Here is a 25,851-nt window from a genome sequence, read left to right as displayed (position 1 = left end):
TCCACACCAGTACGGAGTTCCCCTGATGTCCCCGACACGCACCACCCTGCGCCGAGCCGGCCTTGTCGCTGCCCTCACCACGGCCGGAGTCCTGACCGCCGCGGGCGCGGCCTTCGCGCATGTGACGGTCCACCCCGAGAGCTACGCCAAGGGCGCCACGGACGGCGTGCTGACCTTCCGCGTCCCCAACGAGGAGGACACCGCCAGCACCACAAAGGTGCAGGTCTTCCTGCCCACCGACCACCCGGTCCTGGGTGTCCTGGTCACTCCGCAGTCCGGCTGGACCGCGAAGGTGACGACCACCAAGCTCAAGACGCCCATCAAGACCGACGACGGCACGATCACCGACGCCGTCTCCGAGATCACCTGGACCGGCGGCCGGATCCGCCACGGCGAGTTCCAGGACTTCAACGTCGCCTTCGGTCAACTTCCCGACGATTCCGACCAGTTGGAGTTCAAGACGCTGCAGACCTACTCGGACGGCAATGTCGTCCGGTGGATCGAGGAGACACCGAAGGGCGGCGAGGAGCCGGAGAGCCCGGCGCCGGTGCTCACGCTGACCGCCAAGGCCGCGGGGGAGGACTCCTCCGGGGAGCCCTCCGGCGCGGCCTCGTCGTCGAGTTCGGGATCGGATAAGAGCTCGGCCGCGAGCAGCAAGAGCAGTGACTCGACCGCTCGCGGCCTCGGCATCGCCGGCCTGATCGTGGGCGTGCTCGGCCTGGCCGCGGCCGGATTCGCCCTCGCGCGCGGCCGGAGCGCCCGCTCCTAGCCGGGGAAACGGGGGCGGCTGCCACCCAGTCGATGGGCGCTGCCGCACCCGCCGGTCTCAACTCCCGTCGGCGGGGCGGACCGCCCACCGCTGCTCGACCTTGGCCAGTCGCCAGTACGCCACGGCCGCGGCCCAGACGACCACGAACAGGCCTACGATGATGTACCCGACGTTGTCCAGGTCGAGCCCCGCGATCCAGCCGGTCACGTCGTCGCGCAGGTCGAGCTTGTCGTGCAGCACGCCCACCAGTTCGATGGTGCCGATGAAGAAGGCCACCGCGATGGACAGGCCGGTGATGGTGAGGTTGTAGAAGACCTTGCGCACCGGGTTGGAGAACGCCCACTGGTAGGCGAAGTTCATGAACGTGCCGTCCAGCGTGTCGAACAGGCTCATCCCCGCCGCGAACAGCAGCGGCAGGCACAGGATGGCGTACCAGGGCAGTCCGGCCGCCGCGCCGCTGCCCGCCATCACCATCAGCGTGACCTCGGTGGCGGTGTCGAAGCCGAGCCCGAAGAGAAAGCCCAGCGGGAACATCTGCCCCGGCCGCGTGATGGACTTCGTGAAGCGGCCGAGGATCCGGTTCATGAACCCCCGGGAATCCAGGTGCTGTTCGAGCTCCTCCTCGTTGTACGTGCCCGCCCGCATCGCCCGGAAGACCCGCAGGATGCCGATCAGCGCGACGAGGTTGAGGGCGGCGATCAGGTAGAGGAAGGACCCGGAGACCGTGGTGCCCATGACGCCGAGCACCTGGTGCGTGCTGGAGCCCTCGTTCATGATGCGTCCGGCCAGCTGGGTGCCTCCGGCGATGAGCGCGGCGAGCAGGACCACCACGCTGGAGTGCCCGAGCGCGAACCAGAAGCCCACCGACACCGGCCGCTTCCCGTCGGCCATCAGTTTGCGGGTGGTGTTGTCGATGGCGGCGATGTGGTCGGCGTCGAAGGCGTGCCGCATGCCCAGGGTGTAGGCGGTGACGCCCAAGCCGATGCCGAACGCCTTGGAGCCGACCTCGTAGTGCTCCGGCACGACGAGCAGGAACAGGATGCCGAACGCGACGATGTGCAACGCCGCGATCACAGCCAGAAGTGCAGCGGTTCGGACGGTGTCCTCGCGGCGCCACCGGAACCCGGTCGCGGGGGACGACTGCGCGGGCAGGGTCATACGGTCACGCTCCAGCACCTCGTGGATCAGTTCGTGAGATGCCGTGGCCGGTCTCCTGGCTTACGGGTACACGTGCCTGCCCCTACCTTCCCGGCCTCGCGGCCAGTGGCGCCGCCCGAGGGAGGCACGGGACGGGAACTTCCCCCGATCACAGTGGCGAGGGCCGCTCCGGCCTGGGCCCCCTGAGGGGCCGTCACCGGTCTTCCCGAACACCACGGCCCACCAACCCTAGGGTCGGACTGACTCCCCCGCACAGCTGCACACCTACGCAGGTATTGAAGATCACATGGGGTCCCCTGCGAAGATGACTACCGGGTGACCGACGGCGCGACCGCCGAACTCCTCGAACACTGCGCGTCCGACAAGGGTTGAGCCGCCCCGCGCGGCGGAGCCCGGAATGGGTGCGGCCCCGGATGCCTGGGGGGCTTGCCGGGGCCGCGGGCTCACGGAGTCACCGTGGTGCGGTCATTCACTGTTGAGTTGCCAAGGTGCTGTGTCGTTCAGTCCTGGACCCGCGCCTGCTTCTTGCGGACGAAGAGCGTCGCCGCGCCGCCGATCACCACGAGGGCGATGGCTATGCCCGCGATGATCGGGGTCGCGTTGGAACCGCCGGTCTCGGCGAGGTCGGTGCCCCCGGTGGAGGTGCCGCCCACCGTCGCCGGACTCGGCTCACTGACCGTCTGGGTCGAGATGTCGCTCGTGCTGCTTTGGGTCTTGCAGTCGAGCACGCCCTTGAACCGCTTCGAGAAGCCGTTCGGCCCGTTGATCGTGAAGTCGTAGGCCTGGTCCTCCTGCAGCGGGACGGTCACCGTCTGGGACGTGCCCGCCTCGATGGTGTGCTCGATCCCCATCAGCTCGAAGGTGAACGCCTCGTCGCCCTTGTTGGCCGCCGTGATGTCCACGCCACCCTTGGCGCAGTTCTTCTCGGCGGACAGGGCGGGTATCGCGCCCTTCTCGGCCCAGTTCGCGGTCGCCGACGCGGAGACCGTCGACTCGCTGGAGCCCGCGAGGATCTGTGTCTGGCTGCGGGTCTCCGAGGTGAAGGCGCGGCCGACCGGCACGGTGGTGGACGCCTGCACGGTCAGCGATGCCGCACCGTCCGCGGCGTCCTTCGGCACGTCGAAGTAGAGCCGGCTGCCGTCGACCGCGGAGGCGATTGCCTTGCCGTCCTTGTCGACGATCTTCACCCCGCCGGCGGTGGCGTCCGAGGGCGGCGTCACCGTCACGCTGTCCGCGTTGGTGTGCACCGTGACCGGGCCGAGCTTCTCACCGGCGTGGCCGGAGACCGCGGCGGGGCCGAGGGCCAATGAGGCCTTGGGCTCCGCCAGGTTCCGCGCGCTCTTCTGCAGATAGTCCGCCAGCTTCTCCGCCTGCGGATCCACCGCGTCCACGTCGGCGCCGTCCGAGTACCGCCAGATGGCCACCTGAGTTCCGGCCGCCGCGTCCTTCTCGGTGAGGCCTGCGACGCCGGCCTTCTCGGCGAGCGCCGCGAGATCGTTCACCTGCGGGTAGGAGTTCTGCAGGATCCAGCGGATCTTGCCCGCGTTCTTGTTGCCGTTCAGCGACGTACCGCTCCAGGGGGTTTCCTGGTACTTGGCATCCCGCTGCGTCGGGTTGTGGATGTCGATGCAGTAGGTCTGCAGCATGCCGCCGTTGTCGACGGACATCTCGAACAACCCCGCGGACACCCACTCGTCCTCGCCGTTGTCATGGATGACCGCGGACCCGTACGTCTTCAGGTCGCCAATGGTGGCGGTCGCGCCGCCCAGGCTCTGCGGAGTCTCGTCGGCAACGGCCGTACCGGCGGAGGCGATCGCCCCGGCGGCGACGAGCCCCGACACCAACGTCGCGGCGGCGAGGCGGGCGGCCCCTCGCCTGCGCGTGGACAACGCAGACAGCGAAGAAAGCACAGAATTCCCCTTCGTGCAGGACCCGTTGACGTGGGGGGACGGTCCCGCCAGCAGAATCAGAAGCCCCGAGAGCTATGTCCGGCATCCTAAGGACGCGGCGCACCACGCTCCCCAGGCATGTCATCCGATAACCGATCCGACTCGGAATCGTTATCGCTCACACAGCTGTGAGCTGCGCTTATCGACAAATCCATGAGGATCGTTCGCAATGCATTTGTCGATAAGCCGCAGTTCGGTCAGGATGTGCGCTTCCCTGACATCACGTCACTCCGGCGGGCTCGGGCCGCTGTTGGGGCGCGGCCTCGGGGTCAGCCGGTGGCTCCGTTTCCCAACTCGGCTCCGGCTGAGCAGCCGGAGCCGATCCCATGTCCCCCTTGGACGCTCGTCGGAAGGCGGACGTGCCTCGCGAGAGATCGTGTCCGATCGCGGCCGCGTCGACGTCCGCCGAGGTCCAGCTCTGGCCGTCGCGCGTTTCCGTGCGTACCTTCAGCCGGCCGTGCACGACAACCGGATCGCCCACCGACAGCGACGCCCCCGCATTCGTCGCCAGAGTCCTCCTCGCCCACACCGTGAAGAAGTTGGTGTGTCCGTCGGTCCACTCGCTCTTCTCGCGATCCCAGTAGCGCGACGTCACGGCCAGCCGAAACCTCGTCGACGCTCCCGTCGACAGCTCCCGGTACACCGGCTGCGTCGCGACGTTCCCCACCACGCACACCATCGTCTCGTTCATCCCGAACCCCTCTCCCGTACGAATGCGTCTGTCGCGTGTGTTGCGTCTCTCACGTCTCTCGCGGCGACCGCATGCGCTGCGATCGCCGCGAGTTCAGACTGCCTTCGCCGGGCCGAGCCCGCTGAGCGCTGTGGGCTACCGGCCGGTTGTGGAAAGCCGCGTCACCCGATGGGGGTGCGGGCATACAACCGCGACGCGGTCACCCGACCGGCGCGGACGCCGCGCCCGTGACCCGCCCGTACTGCTCTCGCACCTCCCGGTACCGGAGCAGTTCCGCGGCCACGGGATCCAGTACGCGCGCCCTCCCGCACCCGGCGGCGGCCTCGCGCAGCCGCCGTTCCGCTTCGAGCCCGTAGCGCCGTGCGGGCCCGCGCGCCGCCATCCTGCTGCTCCACTCGACGGCCGGACCGCCGATGATGCCCGCCACCATCAGCAGCACCGGCACCCCGAGATTCGGCGACGTGACCCCGATGATCTGCCCCAGGAGCCAGAGACCGCCGATCACTTGGAGGATCGTCATGGAGGCCTGTGCCAGTACGGCGACCGGCCACCAGCCGGGCCGCGGCGGACGACCCGCCGGGGTCGCGGCGCGGGCCGCCATCTCGTCCAGCGCCTCGGGCAGCCCCTGCGCCCCGCGTACGGCCGCCTCGCGCACCGCCTGCGCCCAGGGTGCGGGGAGTCCAGACACCGCCCGGTCCGAGACCGTGCGTACGGCCTGCTCGACGCGCTGACGTGCCGTGGCCTCCTCGTCCGCGGGGGCCCGTACGGGCAGGCGGCCGGTCGGGGGGTCGCGCCGGTCCTGGCACCAGCGCCACAGCCGCAGCCAGGGCGTCCCGCAGGCGCGGTTGGCGTTGCGGCGCCAGGCGCGCTCGGCCGCCTCACCGGCCGCGACGGCGCCCACCGCGTCCGCGAGCCGGTCCGAGAACTCGTCGCGCGCCTGCTCGCTGAGCCCGACGCGGCGCCCGGTCGCGTAGACGGGCCGCAGCCGCGCCGCGGCCGCGTCGAGATCGGCCGAAATTCGACGTGCGGCGGCACCTCTCTCGGCCACGAACTGGCCAAGAGACTCGCGCAGTTCGCCGACGCCGTCCCCGGTGAGCGCGGACAGCGCGAGCACGGTCGCGCCCGGTTCGCCGTACTCGCCGAGCGCGATCCCGTCCTCGTCCAGCAGCCGCCGCAGATCGTCGAGGACCTGGTGGGCGGCGTCCCCGGGCAGCCGGTCCACCTGATTGAGCACGACGAACATGACCTCCGCGTGCCCGGCCAGGGGCCGCAGATAGCGCTCGTGGAGGACGGCGTCGGCGTACTTCTCCGGATCCACGACCCAGATGACCGCGTCGACGAGCGCCAGGACGCGGTCCACCTGTTCGCGGTGCTGGACCGCCGCGGAGTCGTGGTCGGGCAGGTCGACCAGGACGAGGCCGCGCAGTTGCGCCTCTGCCTCCGGGCTCTGCAACGGACGTCTGCGCAGCCGACCGGGGATGCCGAGCCGGTCGATGAGCGTCGCCGCGCCGTCGCTCCAACTGCACGCGATGGGCGCGGCGGTGGTCGGCCTGCGGACACCGGTCTCCGAAATGGCCACGCCGGCGAGCGCGTTGAAGAGCTGCGACTTGCCGCTTCCCGTGGCCCCGGCGATGGCGACGACGGTGTGCTGCCCCGAGTGCTTGCGGCGCGCCGCCGCCTCGTCGAGGACCCGGCCCGCCTCGGCGAGCGTCCTGCTGTCGAGGCGGGTGCGCGACAGGCCCACCAGCTCGCGGAGCGCGTCCAGGCGTGAACGCAGCGGTCCGTCGTAGGCGAGCGGGGCCGGCGGGTCCTGTACAAGGGGCCTGGTCACCATCACCGGCGTCTCCTGCCCGCCGGCGGTCTCGGAGACGCGCCGCGCGATGAGGCCGTCGTCCCAGACGGCTCCGCCCTCCGCGCGCGCGGCCGTGTCGTCGTCCTCCACGCGCGCGTGCCTGTCGCCGGAGGCGGCGCTCTTCGGGGGCACCTCTTCGGAGGCCTCGCTGCCCCCGGTGCCCTTCTGGGGCTGCTTCTCGGAAGTCGCCTCCCCTGAGGGTCCGTTTTCGAAAGTGCCCTCTTCGGAGGTGTTCTCCTCGAAAGTGCCGTGTTCGGAGGAGGAGTCGGAGGCGTCCTCGGAGAGGTGGTCCTCAGGGTCTTCGTCTCCGGGACGGTCGGCGTGATCCGTGTGGTCAGTGACGGCAGTCACCGCGGTCACCTCTCCTTCTGCAGTACCGACAGCGCGGCGATGAGTTCGGCCTGGGGTTCGGGATGGACGTCGAGCGCTTCGAGGGGCGCGAGACGGCGTTCGCGCTCGGTGTGCAGGGCCTTGTCGAGGTAGCCCGTGAGCAGTCGGCCGCCCCGGTCGCGCAGCCGCAGCGCACCGTGCGCCCCGATCCGCTCGGCCAGCCCCTCGCCCGCCGTCCGCGCCCGGCGGCCGCCCAGGAGCGCGGTGGCGACCAGCGCGGCCATCACCTGGGGATCCGGCGCGATGCTCTTGTCGAGGCCGCGCACCTCCTCCTCGGCGTATTCCTCCAGGACACGCCGCCAGCGTCGTACGGCCATCCCGATGCGGTGCTCGGCGCTCTCCAGCGTCGGATCACGGTCCGTCAGCCCAGGAGCGCTCGCGGCCGGTTCGCGCCGCCATGCCTCGTCCACGCGCTCGTCGGCCGCCGTGACCGCGCACAGCAGCAGGGCGCTCAGGCTCTCCACGAGTGCGTCGAGCAGCTCGCCGGCGCTGCAGTCGAGGGGATAGGCGCGCCAGCGCTTGAGCGCGTCGCCGGAGAGCACGGCCCCGGCCTGCAAACGCCCCTTCACGCGTGTGTGCTCGCTGTCGTACGCCCCGTCGACAGCCGCCGTGAGCCGCAGGGCGGCTGCGTACTGCGCGGCGGCCGCGCTCGCCAGCTCCGGCATCCGCGCCTTCAGCGAGTCGAGGACCCCGCGGGCCGTACCGGCCATCGCCTCCTGCCGGGCTCCCGGGTCCTGCGCCTGGTACACGAGCCACGTGCGCAGCGGTGCGACAGCAGTGGCCGGCAGCAGGCCGCCGCCCCACGCGGACTCGGGCAGCTCGGGCACGGTGAAGCGGGGCACATGGCCGAGTCCGGCCTTGGTGAGCAGGGCGCCGTACTGCCGCGAGACCTCGGACACCACCTGGTGGGGCACCCGGTCGAGCACGGTGACCAGGGTCGCCTTGTGCTCCTTGGCCGTACGCAGCAGATGCCACGGCACGGCGTCGGCGTACCGGGCGGCGGTGGTGACCATGACCCAGATGTCGGCCGCGCAGATCAGTTCGGCGGCGAGGACGCGGTTGTCGGAGACCAGGGAGTCGATGTCGGGGGCGTCGAGGAGTGCGAGGCCGGGGGGGAGCGTGTCGGCGGTCTCGATACGCAGCACCAGCTCCCCGCGTTCGGTGAGTGAGGGCAGGTCGTCGCCGGGCTCCTGATGGGGCACCCACACGCGCGTGAGGTCGGGCAGCACCCGCATTCCGCTGAACCAGTGATGGTCCTCCGGATGGCACACCAGCACCGGCGTACGGGTCGTCGGCCGCAGCACGCCCGCCTCGCTGACCCGGCGTCCCACAAGAGAGTTGACGAGGGTCGACTTGCCCGCGCCGGTGGACCCTCCGATGACGACTAGGAGGGGTGCTTCGGGTTCTCTCAACCGGGGCACCAAATAGTCGTCGAGCTGTGCGAGCAGTTCGTCGCGGTTGGCACGCGCGCGTGGAGCCCCCGCCAGGGGCAGCGGGAAGCGTGCGGCGGCGACACGGTCGCGCAGGGCGGAGAGTGCGTCGAGCAGCTGAGGCCGTACGTCCAAGGTCACCACATGCGAAGAATGCCCAATTTTGGAGGCTTTCTGAAGCATATGAGTATGTCTGCGCGCCGACAGGACACACGGGGCGGAAGGGATGACTGGGGCGCAGGCATAACGAGTGCACAACACCCGATGCGTGAGAGGCCAAAAGCGGTGCACGATTCGTACCCGCCTGCGATTATCAGGACCGCTTCACCGAACCTCCACATTGAGCCACGGAGGCGAAGCGCGAGGGACAGGGGTGCGCGAGCCCTATCCTTGTCCCCGGCAAGGTCACGGATCAGCCCACACCCGGGCACCAGGACACCGGCCACCACACCCGGCCCCCGTAGCTCAGTGGATAGAGCAGGCGCCTTCTAAGCGCTTGGCCGCAGGTTCGAGTCCTGCCGGGGGCGCCTCTCCCCGCCCTCCCCTCGGGAGGGTTTTTTGTTGGTTCCCGGGCGTGTCGCGCGTCGGGGTGGACTGTTCCCGGACGGCGGACCCGATGGCCCTGGTCGTCGGGCAACTGGCTTGGCCGGTCGGGTGATTCGGCGGGTATGTACGCCAGGGCCCCGGTAGGAAGTCAAGTGCGCGGGCAGGGGCGCCGCCCACCGCCGGGGCAGCACCCGGGCAGGGGCGCCGCCCACCGCCGGGGCAGCGCCCCGGTGGCGGCCGACGCCCCAGGTCGGCCCTTGTCGGGCCGGATATCAGTTGGGATCGGGTCGGGTCTTGTTCGGGTCGTGTCGAACGGGGTCGGGTCGGTTCAGGTCAGCGGGTGCGACGTCCTGCCCGACGCCTCGTCGATCTCGTCGTGCGCCTTGGTGAGCAGTTTCATCGCCAACTCGTTCAGCGCCCTCGCGCCAGCGACCTCTTCGCCGACCCTCGGCTGATTCGAGTCGGAGGGATGGCGGCTGGCGTAGCCGTGGGCGCGCACTTCGTTCCCATCCGGCAGTCGTACGAGGGCGGCCGCACGGGTGCGGTGGTCGTCCTCCTCGAATTCCAGCTCGACGTGCCATCCGACAGCGGTCCGTGTCTGTGTCTCTGTCATCACGATCACCTCCGGGGCGGGCCCTGCCCCTAATACCAGAGTGTGCTCCTTCGGCCGACTCCGCACGAGGTGGCGACGGATGTCGACAAGGGGTGACGGTCCGGATACTGACGGTGCGCGAGAGGCGTGTGGCTACGAGTGGGAGGGGTGTGGCTGCGAGAGAGGTGCGGCTACGGAGTCTGCGGGTGCCCCTCGTCCCGCATGGACAGTCGGTAACCGGTCGACTACGAGAGCGGGAGGGCCAGGTCACGGCCCCCTGATGAGACGGGTTTCCTTCGAGGGGTAGCCGTCAGGCAAGATGGGGTGTATCTGCCCACTGCCGATTTCAAGCGTCCGGACGGTTTCTCTTGGCTGAGTTCATTTACACCATGCGCAAGACGCGCAAGGCGCACGGCGACAAGGTGATTCTCGACGACGTCACCTTGAACTTCCTGCCGGGTGCGAAGATCGGTGTGGTCGGTCCGAACGGTGCCGGTAAGTCCACTGTTCTGAAGATCATGGCTGGTCTCGAGCAGCCCTCGAACGGCGACGCGTTCCTGTCGCCGGGCTACAGCGTCGGCATGCTGCTGCAGGAGCCGCCGCTCGACGAGTCCAAGACCGTGCTGGAGAACGTCCAGGACGGAGCCGCCGAGATCATGGGCAAGCTCAAGCGCTTCAACGAGGTCGCCGAGCTCATGGCGACCGACTACTCGGACGCGCTCATGGAGGAAATGGGCAAGCTCCAGGACGACCTGGACCACGCCAACGCGTGGGACCTGGACGCCCAGCTGGAGCAGGCCATGGACGCCCTGGGCTGCCCGCCCGGCGACTGGCCGGTCACCAACCTCTCCGGTGGTGAGAGGCGCCGCGTCGCGCTGTGCAAGCTGCTGATCGAGGCGCCCGACCTGCTGCTGCTCGACGAGCCCACCAACCACCTGGACGCCGAGTCCGTGCAGTGGCTGGAGCAGCACCTCGCGAAGTACGCGGGCACCGTCGTCGCCGTCACCCACGACCGGTACTTCCTCGACAACGTCGCCGAGTGGATCCTCGAACTCGACCGCGGCCGCGCGCACCCCTACGAGGGCAACTACTCCACGTACCTCGACAAGAAGGCCTCCCGCCTCAAGGTCGAGGGCCAGAAGGACGCCAAGCGTGCGAAGCGTCTGAAGGAAGAGCTCGAGTGGGTGCGGTCCAACGCCAAGGGGCGGCAGGCCAAGTCCAAGGCGCGACTGTCCCGCTACGAGGAGATGGCCGCCGAGGCGGACAAGATGCGGAAGCTGGACTTCGAGGAGATCCAGATCCCGCCGGGCCCGCGCCTGGGCTCCATCGTGGTCGAGGTCAACAACCTCTCCAAGGCCTTCGGCGAGAAGGTCCTCATCGACGACCTGTCGTTCACGCTGCCGCGCAACGGGATCGTCGGCGTCATCGGGCCGAACGGTGCCGGCAAGACCACCCTCTTCAAGATGATCCAGGGTCTGGAGACCCCGGACTCCGGCTCGATCAAGGTCGGCGACACCGTCAAGATCTCGTACGTCGACCAGAGCCGCGAGAACATCGACCCGAAGAAGACGTTGTGGGCCGTCGTGTCGGACGAGCTCGACTACATCAATGTCGGGCAGGTCGAGATGCCTTCCCGTGCGTACGTCTCCGCCTTCGGCTTCAAGGGCCCCGACCAGCAGAAGCCGGCCGGTGTCCTCTCCGGTGGTGAGCGCAACCGCCTCAACCTCGCGCTGACCCTCAAGCAGGGCGGCAACCTGCTGCTCCTCGACGAGCCGACCAACGACCTCGATGTCGAGACGCTGTCGTCGCTCGAGAACGCACTGCTGGAGTTCCCGGGTGCGGCCGTGGTCGTCTCCCACGACCGCTGGTTCCTGGACCGGGTCGCGACGCACATCCTGGCGTACGAGGGCGACTCCAAGTGGTTCTGGTTCGAGGGCAACTTCGAGTCGTACGAGAAGAACAAGGTCGAGCGGCTCGGCCCGGACGCGGCGCGCCCGCACCGTGCCACCTACAAGAAGCTGACCCGGGGCTGATCGATCTTGCGGCACCTCTACCGCTGCCCACTGCGCTGGGCGGACATGGACGCGTACGGCCACGTCAACAACGCGGTCTTCCTCCGCTATCTGGAGGAGGCACGTATCGACTTCCTGACCCGCCCGGACAAGCAGTTCAAGCAGGGGTCCGTGGTGGCGCGCCACGAGATCGACTACAAGCGGCAGCTCGTCCACCGGCGTGAACCGGTGGACATCGAGCTGTGGATCACGGAGATCCGCGCGGCGGCCTTCACGATCACCTACGAGGTCAAGGACGCCGAGCAGCTCTACGTCCGCGCCGCTACGGTGGTCGTGCCGTTCGACTTCGAGACCCAGCGACCGCGCCGCATCACCGCAGAGGAACGGGAGTTCCTCGAGGAGTACCGGGACGACAAGGCCGACGAGGCCGTCGCGGCATGACCGTCGTGCACCTCGCCGACGCGGGGGAGGCGGCGGATCTCGCCGCCTTCCTCTCCCGGCTCATCCACTACGACCGGGCGGCGGCGGTACGGCTGCAGGCCGCCGGGACCGCCCTCGCGGTCTTCGGGCGCCCGCCGTCCTTCGAGGTCCTCGCCATCCGTACGGCGCGCCTCGCCAAGCCGTACGAGAACGGGCTGGACGTCACCCTCGACGTGACCGTCTCGGCCGGTGAACTCCTTGAGTCCATCGACCAGTCGGCGGCCACGGCCGCGGTGCCGCAGGCCGTCACCGGGCCGCCGTGGGCCGGGGTGCTGCCGCCCCGTGGCGGCTGGCGGCAGGAGCCGGGGCTGCCCGCGCCGGACGCCCTGCGCGCGATGGTCGCCGCCGCGGTCGCCGAATTCCGGTCCCGCACACAGGAGTTGGCGCCCGAGCTGCGTACCCGTGCCGAACTTGACCGTATCGGGCGGGAGATCTGGTCCCGTCCGATCGGTGACACCGGACTTCCGGTACGGGCCGCGCATGCGGCGCAGTCACTGGGATTTCTGCGGTCCGTGGACCAAGCCGACTCCGAGGAAAGCGCGTTGGGGCTCTTCGCGTCGGGTGCTTGGCTACGGCTGCGTACGCCGTACGGGTCGATCGCCGTGCGCAAGGCCGGACTTGGGGCGTTGGACGTCAGCGTTCGCTGATCACCTCAGACGAGGGGCCACAGGGCCGCGGTGAGGCCGAAGCCCATCACTCCCATCGTGGTCGTCAGGACCGTCCAGGTGCGCAGGCCCGTTGCCACGTCCAGGCCGGCCAGCTTGGTGAACATCCAATAGCCCGCGTCGTTGATGTGCGAGACGGAGAGGCCGCCCGCGCCCATCGCCAGTGCGACCAGGGAGAGTTGGCCGGTGGACAGGTCGGCGCGCTGCAGGAGCGGCGTGAGGATGCCTGCCGTGGTGATCAGGGCCACCGTCGTCGAACCCTGGGCCGCGCGCAGGGCGAGCGCCATCAGGAAGGCCAGGAAGAGCGCGGGCAGACCCGTCCGGTCCAGTACATCGGCGATCGCGTCGCCGATGCCGCTCGCCACCAGCACCTTGCCGAAGACGCCGCCCGCGCCCGCCACCAGGATCACCATGGCCACCGGGGGGAGAGCCGAGGTCATGACGTTCGCGATGCGGGTGCGGTCCCAGCCGCGGCGGGCGCCCAGGAAGTAGGCGCACAGGGCGACGTCGAGGAGCAGGGCCACCATGGGGGCGCCGAGGACCGTGAGGGCGGCGCGCAGGGTGGAGCCCTCGGCGAGGAGGTTCTGGCCGAGGGTGCCGGCCAGGATGAGGAGGATGGGGGTGACGATCAGGGTCAGCACCATGGCGAAGGAGGGCGGGGCGACCTCTTCCTCCACGAGCGCGGGGGCGGGCTTGGTGAGTACGGTGGTGCCGTGGCCGTCGGGGGCCGACGCGGCGGGAGTCCCGCCGCCGGTCGGCGGCTCGTCGACGCCGTACACCTCCGCGTACACCGTCGGGTCCATCGGGTACTCGCGGCGGGTCATCCGGCGCGACACCAGGTAGCCGAGCAGGATCACGACCGCGGTGACCGGGATGCCCATGAGCAGGACCAGGCCCTGGTCGGCGCCGATGGCCTGGGTGACGGCAACCGCGCCCGGGTGCGGGGGCAGAAACGCGTGCACGGTGAGCATCGCGGCGCCCATCGGGAGCGCGTAGACGAGGAGCGGCTTGCGGGAGGCGCGGGCGACGCCGTACGCGATCGGCATCAGGATGATCAGGCCGACCTCGAAGAAAACGGGGATGCCGAGGATGAACCCGGCGACGGTGAGCGCCAGTGGAGTGCGCTTGGAGCCGAAGCGGTCCATCAGGGAGTGCGCGAACGCCTGGGCGCCGCCGGAGAGTTCGATGATCCGGCCGATCATCGCGCCCAGGGCGATGATCGTCGCGATGTGGCCGAGCGTGGAGCCCATGCCCTCCTCGATGGTCTTCACCAGGTCGGCCGCCGGGACGCCCGCGGCGAGTGCGACGGCGATGGAGACCACGACCAGGGCGACGAAGGGCTGGACCTTGGCGCGCAGGATGAGCAGGAGGAGGGTGGCGACGCCGGCGGCGGCGATCAGGAGGAGCGTGGTGTGGCTCATCGGGCCTCTCCCTCTGGGGAGTTGACGGACTTGGGGGAGAGCACGGTGACCACCGAGGAGTCGTCCTGGGCGGCAAGACCGGCGCGTTCGCCGAGGAGGTAGAGCTGTTGCGCGGCGGACGCAAGGGGGACCGGGACGTGGGCGTCCTTGGCGATGCCGGTGACGATGCCCATGTCCTTCACGAAGATGTCGAGCCGCGACTTCACCTCGGGGGCCACGTCGCTCTCGTACGTCTCGACCATGCGGGGGCCGCGGTCGCCGAACATGAACGAACCGGCGGCGCCGTGCCGCAGGCTCTCCACGACCGTGGCCGGGTCGAGGCCCAGGCCGCGGGCCAGCGCGATCGCCTCCGCGGCGGCGGCGATGTGGATGCCCGCGAGAAGCTGGTTGATCGCCTTGAGGGCCTGGCCGTCGCCCGGGCGGGGGCCGACGATCGTGAGCGTGGAGGCGAGCAGGTCGAGGACCGGACGGGCCAGGTCCAGTGCCTTGTCCTCCGCGCCTACGACGATCAGCAGGTCGCCGTTGCCCGCTCGGACCGGGCCGCCGCTGACGGGGGCGTCGACGGTGAGGATGCCGTTCTCGGCGAGGCGCTCGGCGGTGGCGCGGGCGGCGTCCGGGCCCACCGTGCTGGTCAGGATGACCGTGGTGCCGGGGCGGAGGGTCTCCACGGCGCCGTTCTCGCCGAAGAGAGCGCCGTCGACCTGGGCCTGGTCGCGTACGGCGAGGAGGACGACGTCGGCGCTCCGGGCGGCCTCGGCGGGGGAGGCGGCGTCCGTGCCGCCGGCCGAGGTGATCAGGGCGCGACGGGTCTCGGCGACGTCGTAGGCGGTGACCGGGAGATGGGCGGCCAGGTGGGTGGCCATGGGGAGGCCCATGGCGCCCAGGCCGATCACTGCGGCGTGGGGACGTGGTGCGGGTGAGGCTGACATGAGGGTGCCCTCCTTGGGGCGGGGAGCGGAATCCGTTGCGGAGTGGGCCGGGTGGGGAGTCCGGGGTGCGGGTGCGGGGATGGCGTCGCAGCTACGACGGGTGGCTGCGCGGTGCGTGTGCCCGGCTACGACGGTTGTGAGGGCGTCAGTTGGGTGATGATGCGGGTTGCCGCCTCGGTTACCGCGTCCCTGCCCGCCGACCAGAGGCTGACCGCGTCCGAACCCGGTAGGGCCGTGGGGAGTTGGGCGCTCACCGCCTGGAGGTAGGCGCGGCGGAGTTCGGCGTTGACGTTGACCTTGGCCACGCCTCGGGAGAGGGCGCCGAGTAGTTGTTCCTCGGGGAGGCCGCTGGCGCCGTGCAGGACCAGGGGGACGGGGATGGCGGAGTGGATCGCGGCGAGGCGGTTCAGGTCGAGGCGGACCGGGGCCGCCGTGAAGCCGTGGACGTTGCCGACCGCCACCGCCAAGGCGTCCACGCTCGTCTCGGCGACGAACTCGGCCGCCTGGGACGGGTCGGTCATGGTGTTCGCGGACGCGTTCGCGTTCGTCGAGACGTCCTCGTCACCCGCCAGCGCGCCCAACTCCGCCTCCACCCAGGCGCCGTGGTCGCGGGCACGGCGCACGGACTCGCGGGTCAGCGCGATGTTCTCGGCGAAGGGCAGATGGGAGCCGTCGACCATGACGGAGGTATAGCCGGCCTCCAGACAGGCGGTGATCTCGTCGAGGTCGCGGCTGTGGTCGAGGTGAACGCCCAGGGGAGCGTCGGAATGGGCGGCGGCGTCCAGGGCGAGGCGCATCAGGGGTTCGCGGCCCGCGTGCTTGAAGGGGCTGGAACCCGCCTGGATCAGGACCGGGCGGCCGGGGTGCGCTTCCGCGGCGGCGACGATGCCCTGCACCGTTTCCAGGTTGTACGCGACGAAGCCGGGGAGCGCGTGCCCGGTCTCGTACGCCGTGGTCAGGGCCTTGAGGCCCGCGCTTCCGCTCAGCAGCATCAGGCGGCACTCCTCAGCAGGGCGAGGGCGTCGGTGAGGGCGGTGTCGCCGCCGACGTTCCCCGCGAAGACGATGTACGGGATGCCGGCGGCCGGGCCGTCGACGGGCTGCCACAAGGAGACGATGCCGGGCAGCAGCGTGCCGCGGGCCCAGGCACGGCGGATCTCCAGGCCGTGGGTGGCGGTGTCGCTGGAGGTGATGCCGCCCTTGGCGATGACGAACGCGGGGCGGCGGGCCGCGGTCACCAGGCGTACCACTTCGACCAGTGCCGCAGAGACGCTCCGGGAGATGGCGAGGCTCTCGTCCGGGTCGGTGGCGGTGACCACCGTGCGGGTGGTGCGGATGACGGTGTCCGACCGTTCCAGCGCAGCGGCCGCGGCTGTGGCGGTCTCCTGGATGTGGGCTTCGCGGCGGGTGTCGTCGAGGAGCTGGGTCACGTCGAGTTCGAACTCTCGGATGTCGCCGTGCTGTTCGCGCAGATGAATCAACTGGCAGGTGGTCAGGGAGACATGGGAGCCGACGACGATCAGGCCGTGCGGGGCGTTTGCACGCAGCGGCTTCAACTCGGCTGCGGTGAGCGGGAGGTGGGCCGACTGGCCGGCCCTGGCTCGTACGAAGGAGGGGCCTGTGCGGTAGAGCAGTCGGGTGCCTGTCTGCTCGACCTCGGCGAGGGCCAGCGCGAGGACGCGGAGGTCGTCGTCGCAGACGGCGTCGACCACGGCGGTGGCTCCCTCGCGCAGGGCGGCGAGCCGGTCGGCGACGTGGGCGGGGCCGCCGGTGCGGAGGTCGGTGAGGGTGATGCGGACGACCTTTTCGGCCGGGGTACGGCCGCCGGTCTTCTCCTCGACCCAGCAGGGGAGGGCGGAAGAGGTGTAACCGAAGGTGGCGTCCTTGGCGAACTCGCTCTCGCCGACGGGGAGGAGGCCGTCGGGGGTGCGCATCCAGTGGGCCGAGTCGAGGGTGAGACGGCCCGCCTCGATGTACGCGGGGACCAGGACGACTCCGTCGGGCGCGGCGTCCAGACTCGTCAACTCCTCGGCCAGGACGTCCGTTTCGAGGGGGAAGTGGCCGCGGAGGGTGGAGTCGCCGCGGGAGGCGATGACGTACGGCGTGCCCTCGGCCCGGGAGGCCTCGTGCAGGGCGCGGACGATTTCGCGGTTGCGGGTGGCGGCGGCTTCGGGGGCGAGGCTGCGGGTGTTGGTGAGGACGAAGAAGGCGGGGCTCTCCTGGCGGAGGGCCCAGCGGAGGTCGTCCACCGTCCAGGTGGTGAGGACCGGGAGGTCGGCGGTCGTCTGGGTGCCGGTGGGGTCGTCGTCGAGGACGACGAGACGGGGGGCGCCCTTGATCTTCGCGGTGACCTCGGACGCTTCTACTGCCCGGACGGGCGGGAGGCCTGCGAGCACCTCCTGCTCAGGGAGGGCATGACGGGGTAGGGACATGGCGGTTCCTGGGGATGGTGTGCGAAAGGTTGGCAGTCTGACGTCTGACGTCTGATGTCTGATGTCTCGTGTTGAGGTCTGGGGTTCTGTGGCCCGGGGGTGGGGCTTGCTTGGGGTGGGTGTGCTTACCGGCGCTTGCGGGTGCCGTCCTCTGTAAGGCCGGTGCCGCCCCAGCGGCACGATTGCCCACAGTCACGATTGCCCACAGTTACGACAGGACGGCTACGACTGCTACGACGGGTCTGTCGTCTTCAGTACGCGTGTGCGGTAGTCGGTTGCCGTCTGGTTCATGTGCGCGTTCATCGCCTCGCGGGCCTTGTCCGGGTCGCCGGACTCCAGGGCGGCGAGGACCGCCTCGTGGTGGGCGATGGCGTTGACGCGGATCTGCGGAATCGCGGAGGTCTCGCGGCGGCCCTCGGTGAGGAGGGGGCCGAAGGGCTCGAAGAGGAGCGGGACGAAGAGGTTGCCGGTCGCCCGCATCACCGTGTCGTGGAAGTCGATGTCGGCCTGCACGAACTGTTCCGTGTCGCCCGCGTCGGCGGCGTCTCGCATCGTGGCGAGGTGCTCGCGCAGCTCGGCGAGGTCGGTGTCGCTGCGCCGGACCGCGGCGAGCTCGGTCGCGCCGTTCTCGATGAGGCGGCGGGCCTCGATGAGCCGCTCGGAGAGCGAGGTGTGGGAGGAGCGGGACGCGGCGCGGACCACGGGCTCCAGCGCGGTCCAGCGGTCCGGCGGGTTCACGTATGTGCCGCGGCCGCGCACGACCCGTACGACGTTCTGCGCGCGCAGCTGCTTCACCGCCTCGCGGACGGTCAGACGGCTCACCGACGACTGCTCGGCGAGCTCGGCCTCCGGAGGGAGGGCGGCGTCCGGCGGGTAGGTGCCGTCGATGACCGCGCTGAGCAGGCGCTCGGCGAGATCTTCGGAGAGCGACATCGTTGGGCCTCCGGCGGGCGGGTACGGGCAGTGGCGATTCAGAAGTCTGTCATCAGGGATCAGGGATCATTGCCGGGTGAGGGTGACCCCCGGGCGAGTGCGATCCCTGTTGATCTGGAGATCTGACGTCAGACATCTGATGTCTCGATGCGGGTAACCATGACACTGGGGCCGGGGTGCGTCAATACCCCTGTGCGATTGCTGTTCGGTTACGGCAGTGGATCACTCGTGCTCGCTGTCGTCGGGCCATACGCCGATGTGGTCCGTCTCCAGTTCCAGGGCCACGCGGTCCCGCATGCCCAGGGCCTCGGTGTACTCGGCGGGGAGCTGGAGGCGGCCCGCGCGGTCGAGCATCGCGTACTCGCGGGCCACCACCGCTTCCTGACCGGTGGCCGCGTCGACCTCGGTGCGGCGCAGGACCTCCGTGGAGGTGCGGCCGTCGCGGATGGCGACCGTGCGGCGGACCTCGCCGGCCACTGCCTGGTCGTGGGTGACGATCACGATGGTGGTGCCGAGGTGTTCGTTCGCGGTGCGGAACGCGGCGAAGATCTGCTCGGCGGTGTGCGAGTCGAGTTCGCCGGTGGGTTCGTCGGCGAGGAGGACCGCGGGGGCGTTGGCGAGGGCGATGGCGATGGCGACGCGCTGTTGCTGGCCGCCGGACATCTGGTGCGGGCGACGGTTGCGGCAGTCGGCGACCTCCAGCAACTCCAGGAGTTCCAGGGCGCGTTCGGACTGCGCGCGGCGGCGAGTGCGGCGGCCTTTGCCGGAGCCGGAGCCGGAGCCGGAGCCGGAGCCGGAGCCGGAGCCCGAGCCCGAGCCGGAGCCCGAGCCGGAGCCCGAGCCGGAGCCCGAGCCCGAGAGCTGCATCGGTAGGGCGACGTTCTGGGCCGCCGTCAGGTAGGGGAGGAGGTTGCGGGACGTCTGCTGCCAGACGAAGCCGACGACCTCCCGGCGGTAGCGCAGGCGGTCCTTCGCGCCCATCGTGAGCAGATCGCGGCCGGCGACCTTCGCCGCCCCCGCGGTGGGCGTGTCCAGGCCGGCCAGGATGTTCATCAGCGTCGACTTGCCGCTGCCCGACGCGCCCACCAGGGCCATCAACTCGCCCTCGCGGACCAGGAGATCGAGGCCCTGGAGCGCCTGGACCTCCACACCGTCGGCGGAGAAGATCCGGACCAGGCGGTCACAGGTGATCAGGGCGTCGTGGCCGTAGGCGGGACGGTCCCGGTGGGCGGCGGCGCGCTCGGCGAGGTCGGCGAAGGTGGGGTCGGTGGTGGTCATGGGCGGCTCCTGCGGATGCTTGTCGAGGGGGTGCCCGGCGGTGGGGCCTGGGTGGGGGTGACTGCCCGGCCCGGCGACGGCGGGGGGACTGCCAGGCCCGGCGACGGCGGGGTGCCGCCCTGCTTGGGACGGGTGCCGCCGGCGGCGGTACGCCTGCCCACGGCCACAGCCACACCCGCGGCCGCGACAGCCGTGGTGCCGGGCGTCATCGGCCGTCCCCCGCTCGCAGCTCTCGTACCGAACCCTGTCTCCCCGTCCACCACGCCTGTGCCGCCGCGATGCCCGTCGCGAGGGCGAGGACGGTCAGGGACGGGAGGAGCAAGGAGGCCGGGTCCGTGCGGAGTTGGGCGTCTTCCGACGGGGAGCTGTGGGCGGCGAGCGCGATGGTCGTCAGGTCGATGCCGGGGGAGAGCAGGCGGATGGTCGCCCAGCCGGTGAGCGCGCCGCCCGCCGCCGCGAGGAGAGCCTGCGGCAGGGCTTCCAGGACGAGGAGGCGGCGCCCCTGGGCGCGGGTGAGACCCATGGTGCGCAGGCGGGCGAGAAGCGCGGCGCGCTCGGGAGCGGCGCGCACGAGGGACAGCAGCAGGGCCAGTACCGCGTACCCGGCGCCTGCCGCGACCGCCGCCGTGTAGATCCGCTCGGCACCGGACTGCAACGGCGAGTCGATGTACCGCGCCTCCTCCTCCGCTCGCAGCCGTACGTCCACTCCGGCGCCCGCGGCCTTGCGCAGCGCGCCCCCGTCGAGGTGGTCGCCGGTCATGAGCAGCGCGGTCGGGCGGCCGGCCCGGGCGCCGAGACCCGCGCGGTCCACGATCAGGAAGTCCATGTCGAAGACGGCCGGGGTCCGCTCCCGCACGACGGTGATCCGTACGGTGACGTGACTGCCGTCCTCCAGCCGCACCTGGAACGGCCGCGTGCCGTAGCGGTCGGCCACGGCGGGGGAGGCCAGGGCGGGCAGCGGTGCCTCGCCGGCGCTGCCGGAGGAGCCAGGAGACCGCAACTCCGTTCCCGAGAACCCCCCAAGACCCACCTCCCGAGCCAGGCTCCCGTACGCCCCCGGCTCCACCCCCACCACCGGCACCGTCTCCTGCTCCGTCCCCGAGCCCTCTCCCGCCTGGGCCCGGTAGGCGATGCTCAGCGGCGTGACCTCGCGTACGCCGGGGGTGCGGCGAAGCTGTTCGGGCAGGGTGGACGGCAGGGCGTGGGTCGCCTCGACGCGCGCGTCCGCGCCGGTGGTGAGGAGGGCGGCGTGGTCGCGGGCGGCGTGGACGCCGGCGAGGACCGAGCCGCCGAAAGCGGCGGTGGTGAGGGCGGTGAGGAGGGCCAGGAGGGGCAGGACCGTGGAGGTGGAGGTGCGGCCGGCGCGGGCCAGTGAGAGGTGGGTGACCGCGCCGCGCAGCCGCCCGGCCGGCCGGGCCAGGCGGCGCAGCGCCAGGGGGTAGAGCCGTACCAGGACCAGCGCGGCGATGACGCCCACCAGCACCGGCGCCAGGGCGACCAGTTGATCACCGGAGGCGCCCCGGCGTCGCAGCGCCACCACCGCCGCTGACGCCAGCACCAGCAGAGTCAGTTCCGCGACGGTACGGCGCCGTGAGGGACGTACCGACGTCAGGTCCTCGCGGGCCCCGTGGACGCGTACGGCGCGGTGGGCGAGCGCGGCCCGCACCGGCACGGTGGCGCAGGCCAGGAGCGTCACCGCTACGGCGGCCGCCACCGCGTGGGAGCGGCGGCCCTCCGGGACGGCGAGCAGCGCGGCGCCGAGGCCCAGCGCGCCCGCGGGCACCGCGACCACCGCCGTCTCGGCCAGCAGCCGCCCCGACACGCCGCGCAGCGAACCGCCGCGGGCGCGCAGCAGGGCCAGTTCGGCGCGGCGGCGGTCGACGGCGAGGCCGCCCGCCATCAGCAGGACGACGGCGACGACCGTGCCCGTACCGAAGGCGGCCACCGCCACCAACGGGCCGATGCCCGAGCGCAGTTGGGTGAAGGACTTCACCACGTCGTCCAGGTCGGTGGTGGCGTCCGTGAGCGGATCGATCCGCTGCCGTATCCGTCCCAGGCCCGGGCCCGTCTCCAGCGCGGCGATCGCGGAGGTCAGGCGGGGCACGTCGTGCGCGGCGAGCGCGGAGGTGTCGGGCGCCAACTGCCAGTAGCGTTCCGGTTTTCCGGGCGTGCCGAGCATGGCGGGGGCCGCGTCCGGCGGCAGCAGCAGCGCGCCGAGCCAGTACTTGTCCGACGCGCCGCCCTGGGTGGGTAGTTGGATCAGGGAGGGCTTGCGCAGCACGGGCATGGTCGTCCAGTACGCGCCGCCGGGTTCGCGCGGGTCGACGATGCCGGTGACCCGGACGGACAAGGGTCCGCGTTCCACGCCGGGAAGGTGGATCACGGAACCCACCTTGATCCGCAGGGTCTTGGCGGTCTCGGCAGTGACGGCGGCCTCCACCTCGGCCGTCGCCGCGGTCACCGTGCCCGTCACGCGCGGCAGGCGTCCCGTGCGCAGCCGGGCATGGTCGGCGAGGCCGTTCTGCGCGGTGAGCGACATACGGGCGGGGAGGCCGGTGGGCTGGGGCAGCCAACCGTCCAGTGCGGCGGTGGGGTTGGCGGTGCGAACCCCGTAGGAGGACTGGGCGGGGTCGGCGACCAGGGGGCGTTCGACGGTGTCCAGCACCTTCGCGTACCCCGTGCGGAGGGCGGCCCCGCGCAGGGCCTGCTCCCTTTGCTCCTGCGGGAGTTCGACGCCGGGCTGCGGGGCGTACACCTGCACGGCGGTCTTCCGCGCCGTGGCGTCGTCGAGGACCCGGCGCAGGCCCGCGCCCTCGTACCGGTCGACGGCCCGCGGGAACGCGGCGGCCAGACAGGCGGTCAGCGCGACGAGCAGGGCCAGCGCGAGCGCCGCCCCGGGAGCGGCGCGCAGCCGCGTACGCACCCAAGGGGCCACCACGGTCGTCATGGTCCCGGCCAAGTCACTCACCCCCCTGCCGGCGCAGCGAACTCGCCGGGTCCGGGCGGCGCAGCGCAAGGAACGCCGTGATGGCCAGCGGTGTGATGGCCACGGCGGCCAGCAGCACGGCGACGTGTGCCAGGGGGAGTTCGACCAGCACCCCGGGGATCGGCCGGGTGGCGTCGGAGGTCAGCACGATCAGCGGGACGACCGCCCGGGTCAGCACCGCGCCCAGGGCGACGCCCACCACCAGCGCCAGGGTCACCAGAACCCCCTGCTCGGCGGCGATCAGCCGGGCCAGCTGACGGCGTGGCGCGCCGAGCGCCCGCAGCACCGCGAACTCGGCGCCACGCTCCCGCAGCGACCCGGCCGTGCTGACCCCGAAACCGACCGCCGCCAGCGCCGCCGCCACCACGGCCGCCGCGGCGAACGCGGCCTCGGGGCCCGCGCCGAAGGGGTCGTCGCGCAGCCGGTCGGCGATCTCGTCGCGCACGACGACCTGCGAGGGCTCGATGTCGGGCCGCTCCCGCACGGCCGCCGCGACACGCGCCGCGTCGCCGGGCGCGGTCCGCAGCCACCACTCGGTGGGCGCGACGCTCTGCCCGTAGCGGTGCTCCAACATCCGGTTCACGGAACGGAGATCGACGAGCAGCGCCCCGCCGTCCGGCTCCCCCTCAGTGCCCGACTCGTCCCCGGTCGTCGGCAGCGCCCGTACACTCGCCATGATCCGCACCGGCACCGTCTCGCCGCCGAGCGGCACATCCACCCGCTGCCCGGTCCGGGCGCCCGCCGACTTCACGAAGCGGTCGGTCGCGACCGCGGTGACCTCCGGCACCTCGGGCTGGACCACTTGCAGACGAACCGTCAACGACGTGATCTGCCAGGCGAAATCGTGCGGGACGTAGCCGGTGCCGTAGCGCACGGACAGGGTGCTGTCCGAAGACTTCTCCACCCGTGGGGGCGTCGGGCGGGTGGACGCGTCGGGCGACCCCGTCGTGCTGTTGGTCCGCGACGCCGCTTTCCAGGCCGCGGGCAGCGACAGCCGTCGCTCCTTCCCGTCGGCGCCGACCGCGTTCAACTCCTGGATGGAGAATCGGAGTTGCTGTGCCGTGTCGGTGGGCTGGGTCATGTCGAGTTGCAGTCCGGTGAGCATCAAGGGGCCGGCGGCCGGCGTCAGGTCCAGCGCCAGCGCGTGCGCCCGTCCGTCGGCGGGAAGCCCGCCGAGCCGTATCGCGTACGGCGTCCCGTAGTGGTCTTCCAGGGTGACCGACACGTCCGCGCTCGTCCCCTCCCCGCCACCACTGTTGTCCAGCCGCACCGTCATGCCGAGCCGCGTCGTGCCCTTCGGGAGCGGTGTGCCCGCGGTCGCCCCCTTCGGGCCGAGCCCCGCCAGCAGCGGCCGCACCGGCCGGTCGGCCAGGTCGCTCCGCAGCAGCACTCCGTCCGCCGCGTGTGCGGTGTCCAGCGCCAGCACCGTCGCGGTACGGCTGCCGGACAGGGGCAGGGTCGTACGGACGGCGGGCGCGGCCGCGCGGACGTGCGGGAGTGCCGCGTATGTCCCGGCCTGGCCCAACTCGCCGTCGTCTCCGGCGAGCACGCGCACAGAGGTACCGGCCTGGAAGTCGGCCTGGTCGTCCTGCGAGCGGTTCCAGGAGGCGCCCTGGCCGATCGCGAGCATCCCCATGGCGACGGCGAGGACGAGAAGCAGGACCGGGCCGGCGCCGCGCATCGGGCGGCGGCTGAGCTGCCAGCCCGCGAGGGCGGTGGGCAGCCCGCGTCCGCTCGCGGCACGGCGCTCGGCGAGCCGGGCCACCGGCGGCAGCAGCCGCAGGGTCAGCACGGTCCCGGCGAGCAGCGCGAGGGCGGGCGCCGAGACCAGGAGCGGATCGATGCCGAGCGCGCCCGAGCCGGCGTGGCTGACGGCACCGGAGGTCTGCCGGTCCAGCTGCCAGTACGCGACACCCGCGATCACCAGCAGGCCGACGTCCGCGCCCGCGCGCACCGGAGCGGGCAGTGAGCGGGCCCGCCCCTCGGCACCGTCCCGGGAGGTGAGCGCCGGAACCGTCACCGCCAGTGCGCACCCCAGCGCCACTCCCGCCGCGACCAGCCACACCCCGCCGCGCCCGTCCGAGGTGTCGAGGCGCAGCCCGATCCTCGCCAGCGCGCCCTGCCCGGCGAGCAGCCGGGTCAACGGCCCCGCGAGGAGCGGCGCGCAGACCGCCGCGGGCACGGCGAGCAGTAGCGCCTCCAGCGCGGCGAGCCCCGCGACCCGGGCGCGCGAAGCTCCGCGCGCCCGGAGCACCCGTGTTTCGCCCGCCCGTTCGGCACTCAGCAGCCGGGCGACCAGGAGCAGCGCGTACCCGGCGAGCAGCGCGAGCTGCAACGCGACGATCAGCAGCGTCGAGCGCGACACGAGCAGCGAACGCTGGACACTGTCCAGCACCTCGGGGAGCGAGGTCGCCACCGCCGTCGTCCCGCTCAGCGCCGCGTCCTTGCGCAGCCCCCGCTGCCCGGCGCGGGCCGCGTCCCGCAGGGCGCCGATCCGGTCGGGCGTCAGCGTCGAGAAGTCGGCGGACGCCAGCCACGCGGACTCCCCGGCGCTCACCCGGCCACCGGCGAGGACCGCGGGATCGGCGAGCAGCGGACCGTACGTCGTGAAGTCGACCTTGTTGATCCCGCGGCCGCCCAGCTCGTCCAACCGCCAGTAGGGCGCGGTGGGCCGGGTGGGCCGGGTGGGCCGGTACAGACCGGTGAGCCGGACGCGGACCTTAGGGCCGCCGAGCCGGTCGACGAGGGTGAGGCGCGCGCCGGGCTTCAGCCCGAGACGGTCGGCGGCACTCTCGGGCAGGGCCACGTCAATGACCGGGCCGCCGCCGGACGCGCCCGGCAGCCGTCCCGCCGTCACCCGCACCTGCGTACGGTCGAGGGCGGCGAAGTGGGTGAGATCCGGGTCGCCCGACCGTTCGACAGGTGCCTGCAGGGAGCGGGGCAGCGCGTACGGGCCCGATCGCACGAGGGTGCGGAGCGTGACCGGAAACCCGTCGAAGGTCTGCCGGGCGCCCTTGCGTACGGCGCTGTCGGCGGCCTCCCGCTGCTCGGCGGGCACGTCGGCCCGGACGATCAGCGCGGTGCCGACGGCGTTGCCGGGGTCCTGGAGCGCGTGCCGCAGGGATGCGTCGCCGATCGCGCCGGAGTACGCCGTGAGGGTCGAGAGCACCGCCGTCGTCAGCAGGACGCTGAGCAGCGCGGCGGCCAGCAGCAGGCGATGCGCCCGCGCACGCAGTAATACGAACCCCGTCACCCGGCCCCCCGCCGTCGTCCCGGATCTCCGGACCTTCGCGCGATGCTGTCAGAGGGGGCGGGTCGCGGGTAAGCGCTTGTAGCGCG

General features: G+C 71.7%; 18 protein-coding genes, 1 tRNA gene and 1 riboswitch. Of the genes, 5 read left to right on the top strand and 14 right to left on the bottom strand.

Annotated features, from left to right (window positions below; all coding sequences use genetic code 11):
- Positions 1-25: 25 nt before the first annotated feature.
- Entirely contained in the window at positions 26-769 is a 744-nt protein-coding gene (locus ACZ4RZ_RS12890) for a YcnI family copper-binding membrane protein (RefSeq protein ID WP_467744078.1), read from the top strand.
- A 57-nt stretch (positions 770-826) separates the two neighbouring features.
- Here the strand turns inward: ACZ4RZ_RS12890 and nicT are convergent, their stop codons facing one another.
- From nicT to ACZ4RZ_RS12865, 5 genes are all read right to left on the bottom strand, one after another.
- Positions 827-1,927: a Nickel transporter NicT gene (nicT, locus tag ACZ4RZ_RS12885; RefSeq protein ID WP_467744076.1), complete on the bottom strand. Its 1,101-nt coding sequence runs from the start codon at positions 1,925-1,927 to the stop codon at positions 827-829.
- 28 nt (positions 1,928-1,955) lie between these two features.
- Positions 1,956-2,159, bottom strand: a riboswitch (cobalamin riboswitch).
- Positions 2,160-2,427: 268 nt separating this feature from the next.
- Entirely contained in the window at positions 2,428-3,816 is a 1,389-nt protein-coding gene (locus ACZ4RZ_RS12880) for a Cys-Gln thioester bond-forming surface protein (protein ID WP_467744074.1), read from the bottom strand.
- A 280-nt stretch (positions 3,817-4,096) separates the two neighbouring features.
- Positions 4,097-4,567, bottom strand: a complete 471-nt coding sequence (locus tag ACZ4RZ_RS12875; protein WP_467744072.1) for a single-stranded DNA-binding protein — start codon at positions 4,565-4,567, stop codon at positions 4,097-4,099.
- Between the two features lie 199 nt (positions 4,568-4,766).
- The gene (locus ACZ4RZ_RS12870; RefSeq protein WP_467744070.1) at positions 4,767-6,770 is read right to left on the bottom strand and encodes a YfjP family GTPase; all 2,004 of its coding nucleotides are present in this window, start codon (positions 6,768-6,770) and stop codon (positions 4,767-4,769) included.
- Between the two features lie 5 nt (positions 6,771-6,775).
- Positions 6,776-8,383: a dynamin family protein gene (locus tag ACZ4RZ_RS12865; RefSeq protein WP_467744069.1), complete on the bottom strand. Its 1,608-nt coding sequence runs from the start codon at positions 8,381-8,383 to the stop codon at positions 6,776-6,778.
- 310 nt (positions 8,384-8,693) lie between these two features.
- Here ACZ4RZ_RS12865 and ACZ4RZ_RS12860 point away from each other — a divergent pair.
- Positions 8,694-8,766 (top strand) — tRNA-Arg (locus ACZ4RZ_RS12860).
- Positions 8,767-9,113: 347 nt separating this feature from the next.
- Here the strand turns inward: ACZ4RZ_RS12860 and ACZ4RZ_RS12855 are convergent.
- Positions 9,114-9,398, bottom strand: coding sequence for a DUF1876 domain-containing protein (locus tag ACZ4RZ_RS12855; protein WP_467744068.1), 285 nt, complete (start codon positions 9,396-9,398; stop codon positions 9,114-9,116).
- A 347-nt stretch (positions 9,399-9,745) separates the two neighbouring features.
- Between ACZ4RZ_RS12855 and ettA the strand changes: the two genes are divergently transcribed.
- Genes ettA through ACZ4RZ_RS12840 form a run of 3 tightly spaced genes read left to right on the top strand, consistent with a single transcriptional unit; the run spans position 9,746 to position 12,516 of the window.
- The gene (gene ettA / locus ACZ4RZ_RS12850) at positions 9,746-11,410 is read left to right on the top strand and encodes an energy-dependent translational throttle protein EttA (protein ID WP_467744066.1); all 1,665 of its coding nucleotides are present in this window, start codon (positions 9,746-9,748) and stop codon (positions 11,408-11,410) included.
- Between the two features lie 6 nt (positions 11,411-11,416).
- Positions 11,417-11,830: an acyl-CoA thioesterase gene (locus ACZ4RZ_RS12845; RefSeq protein WP_399074851.1), complete on the top strand. Its 414-nt coding sequence runs from the start codon at positions 11,417-11,419 to the stop codon at positions 11,828-11,830.
- The gene (locus ACZ4RZ_RS12840) at positions 11,827-12,516 is read left to right on the top strand and encodes a DUF8185 domain-containing protein (RefSeq protein WP_467744065.1); all 690 of its coding nucleotides are present in this window, start codon (positions 11,827-11,829) and stop codon (positions 12,514-12,516) included. The genes ACZ4RZ_RS12845 and ACZ4RZ_RS12840 overlap by 4 nt, the downstream gene beginning before the upstream one ends.
- Positions 12,517-12,521: 5 nt before the next feature.
- On the opposite strand, the gene ACZ4RZ_RS12835 is transcribed toward ACZ4RZ_RS12840, so the two are convergent.
- The 8 genes from ACZ4RZ_RS12835 to ACZ4RZ_RS12800 form a co-directional block, all read right to left on the bottom strand.
- Positions 12,522-13,955: a GntT/GntP/DsdX family permease gene (locus ACZ4RZ_RS12835; RefSeq protein ID WP_467744063.1), complete on the bottom strand. Its 1,434-nt coding sequence runs from the start codon at positions 13,953-13,955 to the stop codon at positions 12,522-12,524.
- Positions 13,952-14,884 carry an NAD(P)-dependent oxidoreductase gene (locus ACZ4RZ_RS12830; protein ID WP_467744061.1) on the bottom strand — a complete coding sequence of 311 codons (933 nt, stop codon included), beginning with the start codon at positions 14,882-14,884 and terminating at the stop codon, positions 13,952-13,954. Before ACZ4RZ_RS12830 ends, ACZ4RZ_RS12835 begins: the two co-directional genes overlap by 4 nt.
- A 125-nt stretch (positions 14,885-15,009) precedes the next feature.
- Positions 15,010-15,876 (bottom strand): class II fructose-bisphosphate aldolase, encoded by an 867-nt coding sequence (locus ACZ4RZ_RS12825; RefSeq protein ID WP_467744059.1) that lies wholly within the window; start codon positions 15,874-15,876, stop codon positions 15,010-15,012.
- Complete coding sequence (locus tag ACZ4RZ_RS12820; RefSeq protein ID WP_467744058.1) at positions 15,876-17,315, bottom strand: four-carbon acid sugar kinase family protein; 1,440 nt, start codon at positions 17,313-17,315, stop codon at positions 15,876-15,878. The genes ACZ4RZ_RS12825 and ACZ4RZ_RS12820 overlap by 1 nt, the downstream gene beginning before the upstream one ends.
- Before the next feature lie 231 nt (positions 17,316-17,546).
- Complete coding sequence (locus ACZ4RZ_RS12815; RefSeq protein ID WP_467744056.1) at positions 17,547-18,248, bottom strand: FadR/GntR family transcriptional regulator; 702 nt, start codon at positions 18,246-18,248, stop codon at positions 17,547-17,549.
- A 222-nt stretch (positions 18,249-18,470) separates the two neighbouring features.
- A complete protein-coding gene (locus tag ACZ4RZ_RS12810) occupies positions 18,471-19,526 on the bottom strand; it encodes an ABC transporter ATP-binding protein (protein ID WP_467744054.1) in 1,056 nt (351 codons plus the stop codon).
- A 205-nt stretch (positions 19,527-19,731) separates the two neighbouring features.
- Positions 19,732-22,473: an FtsX-like permease family protein gene (locus ACZ4RZ_RS12805; protein WP_467744052.1), complete on the bottom strand. Its 2,742-nt coding sequence runs from the start codon at positions 22,471-22,473 to the stop codon at positions 19,732-19,734.
- 13 nt (positions 22,474-22,486) lie between these two features.
- Positions 22,487-25,765, bottom strand: coding sequence for an ABC transporter permease (locus tag ACZ4RZ_RS12800; RefSeq protein WP_467744050.1), 3,279 nt, complete (start codon positions 25,763-25,765; stop codon positions 22,487-22,489).
- Between the last annotated feature and the right edge of the window lie 86 nt (positions 25,766-25,851).

This window comes from Streptomyces sp. NPDC027189 (assembly GCF_055566975.1).
The sequence above is the reverse complement of the archived record's forward strand: the minus strand, read 5'-3'. Positions and strand labels throughout refer to the sequence as shown.

What these genes read in the sequence shown, in the direction of transcription:
- ACZ4RZ_RS12890 (WP_467744078.1), top strand. Translation starts at nt 26, where the DNA reads ATGTCCCCGACACGCACCACCCTGCGCCGAGCCGGCCTTGTCGCTGCC.
- nicT (WP_467744076.1), bottom strand. Translation starts at nt 1,927, where the DNA reads ATGACCCTGCCCGCGCAGTCGTCCCCCGCGACCGGGTTCCGGTGGCGC.
- ACZ4RZ_RS12875 (WP_467744072.1), bottom strand. Translation starts at nt 4,567, where the DNA reads ATGAACGAGACGATGGTGTGCGTGGTGGGGAACGTCGCGACGCAGCCG.
- ACZ4RZ_RS12855 (WP_467744068.1), bottom strand. Translation starts at nt 9,398, where the DNA reads ATGACAGAGACACAGACACGGACCGCTGTCGGATGGCACGTCGAGCTG.
- ACZ4RZ_RS12840 (WP_467744065.1), top strand. Translation starts at nt 11,827, where the DNA reads ATGACCGTCGTGCACCTCGCCGACGCGGGGGAGGCGGCGGATCTCGCC.
- ACZ4RZ_RS12835 (WP_467744063.1), bottom strand. Translation starts at nt 13,955, where the DNA reads ATGAGCCACACCACGCTCCTCCTGATCGCCGCCGCCGGCGTCGCCACC.
- ACZ4RZ_RS12830 (WP_467744061.1), bottom strand. Translation starts at nt 14,884, where the DNA reads ATGTCAGCCTCACCCGCACCACGTCCCCACGCCGCAGTGATCGGCCTG.
- ACZ4RZ_RS12825 (WP_467744059.1), bottom strand. Translation starts at nt 15,876, where the DNA reads ATGCTGCTGAGCGGAAGCGCGGGCCTCAAGGCCCTGACCACGGCGTAC.
- ACZ4RZ_RS12820 (WP_467744058.1), bottom strand. Translation starts at nt 17,315, where the DNA reads ATGTCCCTACCCCGTCATGCCCTCCCTGAGCAGGAGGTGCTCGCAGGC.
- ACZ4RZ_RS12815 (WP_467744056.1), bottom strand. Translation starts at nt 18,248, where the DNA reads ATGTCGCTCTCCGAAGATCTCGCCGAGCGCCTGCTCAGCGCGGTCATC.
- ACZ4RZ_RS12810 (WP_467744054.1), bottom strand. Translation starts at nt 19,526, where the DNA reads ATGACCACCACCGACCCCACCTTCGCCGACCTCGCCGAGCGCGCCGCC.
- ACZ4RZ_RS12805 (WP_467744052.1), bottom strand. Translation starts at nt 22,473, where the DNA reads ATGACGACCGTGGTGGCCCCTTGGGTGCGTACGCGGCTGCGCGCCGCT.